Here is a 12,749-nt window from a genome sequence, read left to right on the forward strand (position 1 = left end):
GATTCAGTCCTCCACCACCCAGGTGTCCTTGGTGCCGCCGCCCTGGGAAGAATTGACCACCAGCGAGCCTTCACGCAGCGCCACGCGGGTCAGGCCACCTGGTACCAGGCGGGTTTCCTTGCCTGACAGCACAAACGGGCGCAGGTCGATATGCCTGGGCGATATGCCACTCTCGACAAAGGTCGGGCAAGTGGATAGGCACAGCGTGGGCTGTGCGATGTACGCATGGGGTCGCGCCTTGATGCGGGCCCGGAACGCTTCGATTTCCGCCGCGCTGGCGGCCGGCCCGACCAACATGCCGTAGCCACCGGACCCTTGGGTTTCCTTGACCACCAGGTCCGCCAGATTGGCCAGCACATGAGACAACTCAGCGGGCTTGCGACATTGCCAGGTGGGCACGTTCTTGAGAATCGGCTCTTCGCTCAGGTAGAAGCGGATCATGTCGTCGACATACGGGTAGATCGACTTGTCGTCAGCCACTCCGGTGCCCACGGCGTTGGCCAGCACAACGTTGCCGGCCCGGTAGGCCGTGATCAGTCCTGGCACGCCCAGCAACGAGTCCGGATTGAACGTCAGCGGATCGAGGAAGGCATCGTCCAGCCGGCGGTAGATCACATCGACCGCCTGCGGGCCTGACGTGGTACGCATGAACACCCGGTTGTCACGCACGAAAAGGTCAGCGCCCTCCACCAGTTCCACACCCATTTCCCGCGCCAGGAAGGCATGCTCGAAATAGGCACTGTTGAAGCGGCCCGGAGTCAACACCACGGTGGTGGGGTTGTCCAGCGGGCTTGAGCGCTTGAGGGTGTCCAGCAACAGATTCGGATAGTGGTCGATGGGCGCCACCCGCTGGGCGGCGAACAGCTCCGGGAACAGCCGCATCATCATCTTGCGATCTTCGAGCATGTAGCTCACGCCGCTCGGTGTGCGCAGGTTGTCTTCCAGGACGTAGTAGCTGCCGTCGCCGTCGCGCACCAGATCGACACCGGCGATGTGCGCATAGATGCCTCGGTGCAGGTCCAGCCCCTGCATGGCCACCTGGTAACCGTCGTTGGCCAGTACCTGCTCCGGTGGGATGATGCCTTGCTTGAGGATCCGCTGGTCGTGGTAGATGTCCTCGAGGAACAGGTTCAGCGCCTGCACCCGCTGGATGCAACCACGCTCCACGACCTGCCACTCGCTGGCCTTGATGCTGCGCGGAATGATATCGAAGGGGATCAGCCGCTCGGTACCCTGCTCATCGCCGTACAAGGTGAACGTGATGCCTGCCCGGTGAAACAGCAGGTCCGCCTCGCGACGCCGCTGTTCGAGCAGCTCCAACGGCGTATCGGCCAGCCAGCGCGCGAACGCCTGATAATGAGGCCGGCAATCACCCGCCGCATCGTACATCTCATTGAAAAAGGCCCGAGGCATAATCAGTTCCTCACCACGCAATGCTTGTCCGTTATCGATGCATGGTTGACCTAGCAATAGCAGTGCCGGAAACACGGCACCTCAGGCGGGACGAGGTGTGCACGGGTCGCAGCAGGCGGCGGCCATGCCCCAGATCAGGGCTTCACCGGCGAACGCACCCTTGTCGGTGAACCAAAACAGGGTGCTGGTGATCGGCGTAGTGCTCACTTTTCGCCATGATTACGTTCGAACGTCTCCTGCCCCATCGCGCTGATCTGCCTCTCGATCAGCGCTTCGAAAGGCCTCAACAAAGCAGCGAAGCCGCTCGGCGCCTCCAACACATTCAACGCCTGCACCACCGCCTCCAGGGTCGACAAGGCCCCTGGTTCCGGTGCCTTGCGCAGCCGGTAGCGCGAGGGGGGGACGTTGCCCAGCGCCACCCGCGGCAGCGCCTCGAGCAGCGGGTTCAGGTACAGCATCTTGCGCGCCTTGCGCCAGGTGCCATCCGGCACGATCAGCATCAGCGGCAGGTCGACGTCTTGACCATAGCCTTGCAGGACCTCGGCTTCATCACCGGGGAACAGCAACGCGGGTCGATAGCCCGGCGTGGCCAGCAGCGTGTGCAGGTCGTCGAACACCTCGCCGATCCGCAGCTCGGCGTTGACCAGCCCAAGGACTGCCAGGCGTGCGGTGTTCAGGGCATGGGCGGTCTCGCTGGGGTGCTGCAGCACGACCACACGGGTGCGGCTGTCCAGGTGCGGGATCAGTGGGCAAAGGCAATGGGCGAGCGGACGCTGGCAACGCTCGCAGCGGGGTCTGGGCATGGGGGGCTCCTTGGGGCGGGTAGTTTGCCACAGGGCTGCCATCCCCGGGTTGCTGCGAGACATTCGTGGGAACGGGCTTGTCCCGAGACAAAGCCGGCGCCGCAATCGCGGGGCAAGCCCGCTCCCACGCACCGCTCACACAGTCCAACTTCAGCGGTTGAACCGCTCCGCCAGGCTGTGCAGGTACTCCGCCATGCGCTCCAGGTCCTGGCTGATCTCGGCCCCCTGCCTGGCCTGCCCCGCGCTTTCGTCGCACAAATGGGCGATGCGCACGATCTGCTGGTTGATATCCTCGGCGACATGGCTCTGCTGCTCGGACGCCGTGGCCATCTGTTGGCTCATGCCGGTGATGCGACTGACCGCCTGGGCGATCCCCGACAACGCCGCCTGCACCGCCTCGACGCTGTGCACGCTGTCGCTGGAGATCTGCTGGCCGCGGCTGGCGCTGGCCACCGCGCGGTCGGCACCGGAGCGCAGGGTGGAGATGATGTGGTGGATCTCCTCGGTCGAGGCGCGGGTCCGCTGCGCCAGCGAACGCACTTCGTCCGCCACCACGGCGAAACCCCGGCCCTGCTCGCCGGCCCGCGCCGCCTCGATGGCGGCATTGAGCGCCAGCAGGTTGGTCTGCTCGGCAATCGAGGTGATCACATCCACCACGCTGCCGATCGACTGCGTCTGCTCGGCCAGGGCGTTGACCGCCTGGCCGATGTCGCTCACCGCCTCGCTCATGCTGCCCATGGCACGCAGGCTCTGCTGCGCCAGGTCGCTGCCCTGCTGGGCCAGCTGGTCGGCGTCGCTGGCGGCATGGGCGGTGCTCTGCACGTTATGGGTGACCTGCTGGATGGTCGCCGCCATCTGCGCGATGGCGGTGGCCGACTGGTCGGTCTCGCTGCGCTGGCGGTCGAGCATCTGCGCCTGGGCATCGGACAGGTCGGCGGACTGCGCGGCTCGCGACTTGACCCCGACACCGGCATCCACCAAGCGGGTCAGCGCGGTCTGCAGGCGCGCCTCCTCGCTGATGATCGCCAGGTCGAGCTGGCCCTGCAGCCCGGGGTTGTCGCTGTAGGTCAGCGCCACCAGCGGGCTGGTGAAGGCCTTGGGGTGCTCCTGCAGGGTGCGCCGGATCGACTGGTTCTGCCGGTGCTCGACCACGTACCAGGCCGCCAGCAGGCTGGCCATCAGCACACCCAGTGCCGCGTAGGGGGGCAGCCACAGGTAGGCGGCGGCCGACAGTAAGCCTGCACCGATCAGCGGCCAGCCATGGCCGATCCCATGCCACAGGCGCGCCGCCAGCGGTACCGGCGAGCGCCCTGCCCGCAGGCGGGCGTACAAGTTCTCGGCCCGGCGGATCTGCTCCCGGGTCGGCACCGAGCGCACCGACTCGTAGCCGCTGATGCGGCCGTTCTCGTAGACCGCCGTGACGTAGGCGCTGACCCAGTAGAAGTCGCCGTTCTTGGCGCGGTTCTTGACCACGCCCATCCAGGGTTTGCCTTGCTTGATGGTGTCCCACATATGCCCGAAGACCGCCGGCGGCATGTCAGGATGACGCACCAGATTGTGCGGCTGGCCGACCAGTTCGTCGTAGGTGAAACCGCTGATGGCCACGAAGGCGTCGTTGCAATAGGTAATGCGACTGTTCAGGTCGGTGGTGGAGATCAGCCGCTGGTCTTGGGGAAAGGTTCTTTCGTGCTCGGTGACGGGCAAATTCATGCGCATCGTTGGCGATCCCTTGCTTATCCAGATGAGTGGGAAAATCATCAAAGCAAGTAGATATTTAGCAGAAGGCCATCACGTGAGCGGTCAACTTTCGTAGGAAATTTACCCGACCTGACGGAATGTGCTGAAAGCGACCTGGATCAGCCCACATTGAGCTGGCTCTTGAGCAGGTCACGGAACGTCTGGATCAAGGGTTCCCGGCTCCGGCCACGGCGGATGATCAGGGAAAACGGCGCCTGGTAGCCGAAGGTCGCCGGCGACAGCACGCGCAGGTCGCCCTTGTCGACCCAGGCCTGGGCGTAGTGCTCGGGCAGGTAGCCAATGTAGGCGCCGGAGAGAATCAGAATCAGTTGCGCTTCCATGCTCTCCACGGTGGCGGCGCTGTGCTTGAAACCGTGCCGGGCCAGCTCCGCCTGGCTCCAGTAGCCACGCCCGACCATGCGCTGTTGGGTAATCACCGGCTCCGGGATCCGTCGCTCGCCGAACAGCGCGTGACGGCTGCTGCAATACAGCCAGTGCTGCTCGCGGTACAACGGCTGGTAGACCAGGCCACTCATGCGCGATGAAAACGCGCCGATGGCCAGGTCCAGGCGGTTGTCCTGCACGCCCAATTGCAGTTCGTAAGGGCTGGACACCGACAGGTGCAGGTGTACCGCCGGGTGTTCCTGGCTATAGGCGCCGATGGCCTCCGCCAGCGGCAGGGCGCGGTCGCCCACGGTGGAGTCGATCACCCCCAGGTTGAGGGTGCCGCGCAATTCGCCCTTGAGCGCCGCCGCATACTGCTCGAAGCCATCCAGTTCCCCCAGCAGGCGCAGGGTCTCCTGATGAAACAGCTCGCCCTTGCTGGTCAGGCTGAAACCGCCACGGCCTCGGTGGCAGAGCACGATGCCCAGGGCGCTTTCCAGCTGGCTCATGTAGGTGCTGATGGCCGAGGTCGACAGGTTGAGGTCGCGCTGGGCGTTGGCGAAGCCCTGGTGACGCACCACGCTGGCAAAGATGCGCAGCAGTTTCAGGTCGGGCAGCGATGAGGCCATGGGGCAACGGGTCCGTGGGCTGGAAATGGCCTGAGTCTAACCCGGCCGCGCACCGATAGTTCAGAAATTCCTGAAGTAAGTTTTTGTCGGTAGCGATTCTTCCCGGGCACTACCTTGCGCAGACTGCGGCGAAATGTCCCTGCCCGCCGGCACAACCAGAGCAACGAGGCGCGCGGCGGCACAGGTTCGAACAAACAGAACAATCGACCGACTGATGAGGCCCACCGTGGACAAGATTCTCCACCAACCACTGGGCGGCAACGAAATGCCGCGTTTCGGCGGCATCGCCACCATGCTCCGACTCCCCCACCTGCAGAGCGCCGAAGGGCTCGACGCCGCGTTCATCGGCGTGCCCCTGGACATCGGCACCTCGCTGCGCTCGGGTACCCGCTTCGGCCCACGGCAGATCCGTGCCGAGTCAGTGATGATCCGCCCGTACAACATGGCCACCGGCGCCGCCCCGTTCGACTCGCTGTCGGTGGCCGACATCGGTGACGTGGCGATCAACACCTTCAACCTGCTGGACGCCGTGCGCATCATCGAAGAGGCCTACGACGAAATCGTCGAGCACAATGTCATCCCGCTGACCCTCGGTGGCGACCACACCATCACCCTGCCGATCCTGCGTGCCCTGCACAAGAAGCACGGCAAGATCGGCCTGGTGCACATCGACGCCCACGCCGACGTCAACGACCACATGTTCGGCGAGAAGATCGCCCATGGCACCACCTTCCGCCGCGCCGTGGAAGAGGGCCTGCTCGATTGCGACCGCGTGGTGCAGATCGGCCTGCGCGCCCAGGGCTACACCGCCGACGACTTCAACTGGAGCCGTCGCCAGGGCTTCCGTGTGGTCCAGGCCGAAGAATGCTGGCACAAGTCGCTGGAGCCGCTGATGGCCGAAGTGCGCGAGAAAGTCGGTGGCGGCCCGGTGTACCTGTCGTTCGACATCGACGGCATCGACCCGGCCTGGGCGCCTGGCACCGGTACCCCGGAGATCGGCGGCTTGACCACCATCCAGGCGATGGAGATCATCCGCGGCTGCCACGGCCTGGACCTGATCGGCTGCGACCTGGTCGAAGTCTCCCCACCGTACGACACCACCGGCAACACCTCGCTGCTGGGCGCCAACCTGCTGTTCGAAATGCTCTGCGTGCTGCCGGGCGTGGTACGCCGCTAACCGCCGAGTACCGCCCGTTTACAGGGGCGCTGCAATCGATTGCTTGACCCCGGCAGGAGCCATTCGGGAGGGCCATAGAGGCCCGCCAACACATGACAGGACCGCCGGGCGCCTTGCCGCGTCCGGACGGCCGATCTCGCCATAATAAAGATAATCGGGAGACCCCCAATGGCCTTGGACATCATCGTTGTACTGATCTATGCCGCCGGCATGCTCGGCCTCGGCTGGTACGGCATGCGGCGCGCAAAGACCCACGAAGACTACCTGGTGGCCGGGCGCAACCTCGGCCCGACCCTGTACATGGGCACCATGGCCACCACCGTGCTCGGTGGCGCCTCCACCGTCGGCACCGTGCGCCTGGGCTACGTCCACGGCATTTCCGGCTTCTGGCTGTGCGCCGCCCTGGGCCTGGGGATCATCGCCCTCAACCTGTTCCTGGCCAAGCCGCTGCTGCGCCTGAAAATCTTCACCGTCACCCAGGTACTGGAGCGCCGCTACAACCCGATGGCCCGCCAGGCCAGCGCGGCGATCATGCTCGCCTACGCGCTGATGATCGCGGTGACCTCGACCCTGGCCATGGGCACCGTGCTGCAGGTGCTGCTCGACGTGCCGTTCTGGATGGCGCTGCTGTTCGGCGGCGGCGTGGTGGTGGTGTATTCGACCATCGGCGGCATGTGGTCGCTGACCCTGACCGACATCGTCCAGTTCGTCATCAAGACCGTGGGCCTGATGTTCATCCTGCTGCCGGTGTGCCTGTACAAGGCCGGCGGCTGGGACGCCCTGGTGGCCAAGCTGCCGGCGGCCAGCTTCAGCTGGACCACCATCGGCTGGGACACCATCATCACCTACTTCCTGATCTACTTCTTCGGCATCCTGATCGGCCAGGATATCTGGCAGCGCGTGTTCACCGCCCGTGACGAGAAGGTCTGCCAGCGCGCCGGCACCACCGCCGGTATCTACTGCGTGCTGTACGGCCTGGCCTGCGCCCTGATCGGCATGGCCGCCCACGTGCTGATGCCGGACCTGGCCAACCCGAACAACGCCTTCGCCGAGATGATCAAGGGCCAGTTGCCCGAGGGCATCCGTGGCCTGCTGATGGCCGCCGCCCTGGCCGCGATGATGTCCACCGCCAGCGCGGGCCTGCTGGCCGCCTCGACCACCCTGACCGAAGACCTGCTGCCCAAGCTGCGCGGCGGCAAGCAGTCGAGCCTGGGCATCAACCGCCTGTTCACCCTGCTCACCGGCCTGGTGGTGCTGGGTATCGCACTGGCAGTGAACGATGTGATCAGCGCCCTGACCCTGGCCTACAACCTGCTGGTGGGCGGCATGCTGATCCCGCTGATCGGCGCGATCTTCTGGAAACGCGCGACCACCGCCGGGGCCATCGCCAGCATGTCGCTGGGCTTCGGCACCGCGCTGTTGTTCATGTTCAAGGACGGCCTGGAAGCCAACTCGCCGATCTACTACAGCCTGGCCATCGGCCTGGTGAGCTTCGTGGTGGTCAGCCTGGCTTCGCGCAAGCCGGTGGCGACGGTGAACCTGGCCTGAGGCCAGATCCCGGGGCAACAACGCAAAAGGCCGCCGCATCGATAAGATGCGGCGGCCTTTTTGTCAGGGGTCAGCGCCGACGCGGCTGGCGCTTGCGCTGTTCTTCGTCGGTCGGGATCGGCACCGGCTGCAGCGGTGGCGGGAGCAGCCCCAGGGCGACGGCGAGGTCATGGAGCCAGTTGTACATGCGTTCGTTCATAGTGCCCCCTTGACGGGTCAGCCTCACGGTCAATCAAACTTGCGATGCGTCATACAGATCATAGACCTATGTCCTGTATTGCGCATGCCTCTGTTCCTACACATAGGGGCGATTTTGACCCGGATCAAGCGCAGACGGCAGCTTCCGACGGTCGGTTAATCGTTTCGCTTTGTTGCAAGTCGATCCAGGCCTGCAGATTCGCCCCGCGTTTTCCCTGGCGCCACATCAGCCAGGTCATCGCCTGGTCGAACGGCGCCTGCAGCCGATGCGCCCGCACCTGCTCGCGACCCGGCAGGCTGTCGAGCATGGACTGCGCCATCAACGCCACCCCGGCCCCGGCGATCACACAGGCCAGCATGCTCTGGTACGACTCGATCTCCATGACCCGCCCCATGGGTGTGTGGGCATGGGCGTACCAGGCTTCCAGGCGCATGCGGTACGAGCAGCCCTGGCGGAAGGTGAACACCGCCTTGCCGGCGACATCCCTGGCACTGTGTACCACCGGGTGCTCGGGGCTGGTGATCAGCACCAGGGTTTCCTCGCACAACGGCACGCCATCGAGCCCGGCCAGGTTGAGCGGGCCGTCCACCAGCGCCGCGTCCAGCCGATGGCTGAGCACCCCTTCCAGCAGCTCGGCACTGGGCGCCGCCTGCACTTGCAGGTTAACCGCCGGGTAGGCCTGGTGGTAGCGCGCCAGCAGCGCCGGCAAATGAATGGCTGCCGTGCTGTACATGGTGCCCAGCACGAAATCCCCCGCCGGCTGGCCGCCCTGCACCGCGGCCAGGGCCTCATCGCGCAGGTTGGACAGGCGGTGGGCGTAGTCCAGCAGCACCTTGCCGGCCGGCGACAGCTGCAAGCGCTGGCGCTCGCGCAGGAACAACTCCACCCCCAGTTGCTCCTCGAGCTGGCGCAGGCGCGTCGACAGGTTCGACGGCACCCGGTGCAATCGCTCGGCGGCGCGGGTCACCGAGCCCTCCTCGGCCACGGCCTGGAAGATGCGCAGTTGGCTGAACTCCATAGGATTCTCCAAAACAGAACAACTTGATCATCATTATTCAATTTTATTGAAAGTCAATGAGTCCTACCCTGCCATCCATCGCATCCCTTCGTGCAGGAGACTTTCCATGTCACCCATCGTGCAACTGCTGGCCAGCGCCGTGGCGCTGATGATGGCCATGGGCATCGGCCGCTTTGCCCTCACGCCACAACTGCCCCGACTGATCGCCGAGGGCCAGTTCGACCTCACCGCCGGCGGCCTGGTAGCCGCCGCCAACTACCTGGGCTACTTCCTCGGCGCGGTGGACGCCATGTTCGCCCGCCAGCCCGCCCAGGTGCGCCTGCGCCTGCATGGGGGGTTGTGGCTGTGCGTGCTGCTGACCCTGGCCTCGTGGGCCGCCGACGGTTTCTGGAGCCACCTGCTGCTGCGCTTCGGCACCGGCGTGGCCAGCGCCTGGGTACTGGTGATGATCGCCAGCCTCAGCCAGCAACTGGCCAGCGCCCATGGCCGCCAGCGCCTCGGTGCGCTGGTGTTCGCCGGGCCCGGCGTCGGCATCGCGGTGACGGGCGTGCTGGCCCTGGGTGCGCACCTGCTGGGGCTGGATTCTGCCGCCCTGTGGCTGGTCTATGGCGTCGCCGCGCTGGTCATGCTGCTGGCGGTGCTACCGTGGCTGCCACGGGCGCTGGAGCCCGCCGCCACGCCTGCGGCCGTCAACGAACAAGGCCATGGCACCGGCATCGGACGGCTGGGACTGGTCTATGCGCTCTACGGGATCGGCTACATCCTGCCGGCCACCTTCCTGTCGCAGATGGCCAGCCAGCAGTTCCATGGGCAGTGGCAAGCCGACCTGTTCTGGCCCGCGTTCGGATTGGCATCGGCGCTCGGCGTGGCCATCGTCAGCCTGCGCCGCCCTGGGCGGACCTCTGCCTGGCTGACCACCACCCTGTGGCTGCAAGGGCTCGGCGTACTGGCCTGCCTGCTCGGTGGCGGCATCGGTCTGGCATTGGGCGTGCTGCTGTGCGGCGGGCCGTTCCTGGCCTGCATGCAACTGGTGATGCAGCGCTCGCGAGAGCTGGCGCCCCATGCCACACAGCGCAATGCCGGGTTGCTGACCGCGTGCTTTGCCCTGGGGCAGTTGAGCGGGCCGTTGCTGGCGGCGTTGAGCAGCCATTTCAGTGGTGGATTACAGCCAGCGTTGGTGTTGGCGGCGGCAGGGATGGGATTGGCCGGGATCTTGGCCAAGGGCTCCTCACGCTCACAAGCCTGTGCCAGCCTGCGTCCGGCAGGCTGAAGGAATACAGGCCCTATGGCGGGGCAAGCACCTACAGTCCTCGTGGGAGCGGGCTTGCCCCGCGATAGGGCCGGCCCCGTCTAACGCCTACCCCACCAGCTTGCGCAACTGCTGCCGCACCCACGCCTCGGCGCTGACCATGACCACCCCGAGCAGTACCATCACCGCACCGATAACGAAGTTCAGGCTCAGCGGCTCATCCAGCAGCAGCACGCCGAAGGTCACCCCGAACAACGGCGTGATGAACGAAAACACCGCCAGGTTCGAGGCCAGGTATTTGCGCAGCAACCAGAACCAGGTCAGGTAGCTGACGAACGACACCACGATCCCCTGGAACAGCACACTGCCCACCGCCAGCGGGGTCAGCGAGAAATCGCCGATCTGCCCGCTCACCAGGGCGATCAGCACCAGCCCGACAAACCCCACCGCCAGCTGGTAGAACAGGGTCAGGGTCGCCGGCGCCTCGGACAGGCGCGAGCCGCGCACCACCACCGTGGTCGCGCCCCAGGCCAGGCCTGCCAGGATCGCCATGGCATCGCCCAGCAACATGCGTCCATCGAGGTGTTCGAGGGAAACCCCACCGGCGAAGGCCAGGGCAATCCCCCCGAAGGCCAGCAGGATGCCCAGCCACTGCAACAGCCGCAGCCGTTCGCTGGGCATCATGAAATGCAGCCCCAGGGCGGTGAAGATCGGCGCGGTGTAGAGGAACACCGACATGTGCGCAGCCGAGGTCAGCTTCAGCCCCTCGGCGATGAACAGGAACTCCAGGCCGAACAGCGCGCCGGCCAGCAACCCGGCGCGCCAGGTGCTGCCCACCTGGCTCCAGCCACCCCGCCAGCATACCAGCAGCCCCACCAGCAGCGCGGCGATGCCATTGCGAAACGCCGCCTGCATGACCGGTGCAATGTCCACGGCAGCGGATTTGATCAGCACCTGCTGGCAGCCCCAGATCAGGCACAGCCCCAGCATGACCTGGAAGGCGAAGGCGTCGGGGTTCTTGCGGACCGCGGTCATGGGCGGCCCCTCAGCGGGTTGAACGACATGGCAAGGCTCGGCAGTGAGAATGGATCCCGATTATCGGGGGACCGGCCTCGCCGATGCCAGTCTAAATTGACCCGCCGGCGATCTGCGCCTTGGCCGAGACGTGCTCGAAGGTGGCTTCGTCCAGCGCATCGGCCTGTTCATCGAGCACCTGGCGTGGGTGTTCGAAGCCCGGAATGCTGCTGTCGATCAGGCTGAGCAGGCGCGAACCGCGCGGGCTGAGAACGAAATTCTCGCCGTTGCCGCCTTCCGCTTCAGGCCGGCTCTCGATGAAACCCCGTTCCAAGAGGATCTTTTCGTACTCGCAGGCCTGGGCCTTGAGCTGGTTCAGATCGCCCGGCGCCTCGCCATCGGCGGCCAGCGCGGCAGCATGCTGCTCGGCATAGGGGCGTGGCGTGAAACTGTGACCGGCGCCGTTCTGCACTTCGTGCAGCAAGCGTTCGATCAGGTCCCAGTCGTATGTGCTCATGGGGTAAGCCTCCTGCTGTGGACAAGTAGGTACACAGCGTGGGACTGACAGAGGTTGCCAGGTGTTCAATCAGAAACCGAGGCCACCCCATTGCTCCTCGACGGCTAAAAGTCGTTCAGCATTTCACGTATGTACTCGGAGAAACTGTCCGCCACTTGATGCGCTTCACGGCTTACCGGGTCGATATCGACAACCACCCAGCCATTGTTCGTATCGAACCCCGAGCAGTACCCCTGCATGTCATCCCCGAACAGGAGGATGCCGTCCAGGGGGAGTTCATCATCTTCATCGTAGATCTGGTCTGGCGTCAGCAGGCCCTCATACAACATGTAGGCAGCCTTACCCACTTCACCCCAGCCAAGCTCCTTCATGAAGGCAACATAATCGGCCGGCACTTGCGAATGATCGGCAGTCAGTGCCGCGAGCACCTGCGCATTGACTGTCTTCAGTTTTGCAAGCAGGCCGGATGCCTTGTCCGGCTGCAGATCTTCATACCTGTCCACGACTGCTCCTTCCATTTCACGAATCAGCCGAAACTCGATCACGACAACGCCGGGGTGGCGAACATGCTTTTTGCCCCGGGCTTAGCACCTATACAAATCGTAAAAATACTCGTTGATACATTTCCCACTCAACACTTGTTTCGAATTGAAATCCAAGGTTTGAGAGACGACAATTCCTGCTCTCAGGCTCTCTGGAAAATCTTCAATCGATGCATACTCCCCTGGCACCAGAAACCTGAAGTAGTCTCCCATACTCGTAGGGCCATCAAACCCAACGGGGAAGTCCTCTCCCTCCCGGGAACCTTCGACTGCGTGATAGACAAAGAATCCTTTGTTAAAGGCTAGGCTGGCTTCACTGTAGATTCCTCGCTCTTCGAGATCACGCAACAGCTCATCCAGAACGAAAGCCTTGTCTCTTCCTTGCCAGCGCCAAGCCGAATACAAGTCCACCGTAAAACCACTTTGAATCGCCCCTGGTTTCGTAGACACCTCCAAGCCTCATAATGAGGCCCAAATAGGAGGTGCCATGAGTCGTCAGCGTTACCCTGAAGAATTCAA

The 12,749-nt window shown here is 64.6% G+C and carries 14 protein-coding genes and 1 pseudogene; 3 read left to right on the top strand and 12 right to left on the bottom strand.

The features are described from left to right. Positions 1 to 3: 3 nt before the first annotated feature. The 6 genes and pseudogenes from ACVWZ5_RS11720 to ACVWZ5_RS11745 form a co-directional block, all read right to left on the bottom strand. A complete protein-coding gene (locus tag ACVWZ5_RS11720; protein WP_062574807.1) occupies positions 4 to 1,413 on the bottom strand; it encodes a circularly permuted type 2 ATP-grasp protein in 1,410 nt (469 codons plus the stop codon). Positions 1,414 to 1,494: 81 nt separating this feature from the next. Beyond that, positions 1,495 to 1,620 (bottom strand): hypothetical protein, encoded by a 126-nt coding sequence (locus ACVWZ5_RS11725; protein ID WP_257722094.1) that lies wholly within the window; start codon positions 1,618 to 1,620, stop codon positions 1,495 to 1,497. Next, the gene (locus ACVWZ5_RS11730; protein ID WP_457340622.1) at positions 1,617 to 2,216 is read right to left on the bottom strand and encodes a tRNA-uridine aminocarboxypropyltransferase; all 600 of its coding nucleotides are present in this window, start codon (positions 2,214 to 2,216) and stop codon (positions 1,617 to 1,619) included. The genes ACVWZ5_RS11725 and ACVWZ5_RS11730 overlap by 4 nt, the downstream gene beginning before the upstream one ends. A 150-nt stretch (positions 2,217 to 2,366) precedes the next feature. Further along, a complete protein-coding gene (locus tag ACVWZ5_RS11735) occupies positions 2,367 to 3,395 on the bottom strand; it encodes a methyl-accepting chemotaxis protein (protein ID WP_371263157.1) in 1,029 nt (342 codons plus the stop codon). Positions 3,396 to 3,629: 234 nt separating this feature from the next. After that, positions 3,630 to 3,974, bottom strand: a pseudogene (locus ACVWZ5_RS11740) (PAS domain-containing protein); the annotation flags it as partial. Positions 3,975 to 4,072: 98 nt separating this feature from the next. After that, positions 4,073 to 4,966 carry a LysR family transcriptional regulator gene (locus ACVWZ5_RS11745; protein WP_028691117.1) on the bottom strand — a complete coding sequence of 298 codons (894 nt, stop codon included), beginning with the start codon at positions 4,964 to 4,966 and terminating at the stop codon, positions 4,073 to 4,075. Between the two features lie 226 nt (positions 4,967 to 5,192). On the opposite strand from ACVWZ5_RS11745, the gene speB reads away from it, so the two are divergent. Next, the gene (speB, locus tag ACVWZ5_RS11750) at positions 5,193 to 6,143 is read left to right on the top strand and encodes an agmatinase (protein WP_062574808.1); all 951 of its coding nucleotides are present in this window, start codon (positions 5,193 to 5,195) and stop codon (positions 6,141 to 6,143) included. Between the two features lie 168 nt (positions 6,144 to 6,311). Then, positions 6,312 to 7,691 (top strand): sodium:solute symporter, encoded by a 1,380-nt coding sequence (locus tag ACVWZ5_RS11755; RefSeq protein ID WP_062574809.1) that lies wholly within the window; start codon positions 6,312 to 6,314, stop codon positions 7,689 to 7,691. Between the two features lie 70 nt (positions 7,692 to 7,761). On the opposite strand, the gene ACVWZ5_RS11760 is transcribed toward ACVWZ5_RS11755, so the two are convergent. Beyond that, on the bottom strand, positions 7,762 to 7,890 hold the full coding sequence (locus ACVWZ5_RS11760; RefSeq protein WP_256206021.1) for a PA1414 family protein: 129 nt from the start codon (positions 7,888 to 7,890) through the stop codon (positions 7,762 to 7,764). A gap of 124 nt (positions 7,891 to 8,014) precedes the next feature. Continuing rightward, positions 8,015 to 8,908 (bottom strand): putrescine utilization regulator PtrR, encoded by an 894-nt coding sequence (gene ptrR / locus ACVWZ5_RS11765; protein WP_457340623.1) that lies wholly within the window; start codon positions 8,906 to 8,908, stop codon positions 8,015 to 8,017. A 106-nt stretch (positions 8,909 to 9,014) separates the two neighbouring features. Here ptrR and ACVWZ5_RS11770 point away from each other — a divergent pair, with 106 nt between their 5' ends. Then, on the top strand, positions 9,015 to 10,178 hold the full coding sequence (locus tag ACVWZ5_RS11770; protein ID WP_186600157.1) for an MFS transporter: 1,164 nt from the start codon (positions 9,015 to 9,017) through the stop codon (positions 10,176 to 10,178). Positions 10,179 to 10,265: 87 nt separating this feature from the next. Here the strand turns inward: ACVWZ5_RS11770 and ACVWZ5_RS11775 are convergent, their stop codons facing one another. From ACVWZ5_RS11775 to ACVWZ5_RS11790, 4 genes are all read right to left on the bottom strand, one after another. After that, positions 10,266 to 11,192: a DMT family transporter gene (locus ACVWZ5_RS11775; protein WP_280071372.1), complete on the bottom strand. Its 927-nt coding sequence runs from the start codon at positions 11,190 to 11,192 to the stop codon at positions 10,266 to 10,268. A 91-nt stretch (positions 11,193 to 11,283) separates the two neighbouring features. Beyond that, the gene (locus tag ACVWZ5_RS11780; RefSeq protein WP_028691123.1) at positions 11,284 to 11,688 is read right to left on the bottom strand and encodes a hypothetical protein; all 405 of its coding nucleotides are present in this window, start codon (positions 11,686 to 11,688) and stop codon (positions 11,284 to 11,286) included. Positions 11,689 to 11,792: 104 nt separating this feature from the next. After that, the gene (locus ACVWZ5_RS11785) at positions 11,793 to 12,233 is read right to left on the bottom strand and encodes an SMI1/KNR4 family protein (RefSeq protein ID WP_258800360.1); all 441 of its coding nucleotides are present in this window, start codon (positions 12,231 to 12,233) and stop codon (positions 11,793 to 11,795) included. Between the two features lie 39 nt (positions 12,234 to 12,272). Next, positions 12,273 to 12,680 carry a hypothetical protein gene (locus ACVWZ5_RS11790; protein WP_143514960.1) on the bottom strand — a complete coding sequence of 136 codons (408 nt, stop codon included), beginning with the start codon at positions 12,678 to 12,680 and terminating at the stop codon, positions 12,273 to 12,275. Between the last annotated feature and the right edge of the window lie 69 nt (positions 12,681 to 12,749).

The organism is Pseudomonas sp. TE6283, assembly GCF_054060555.1.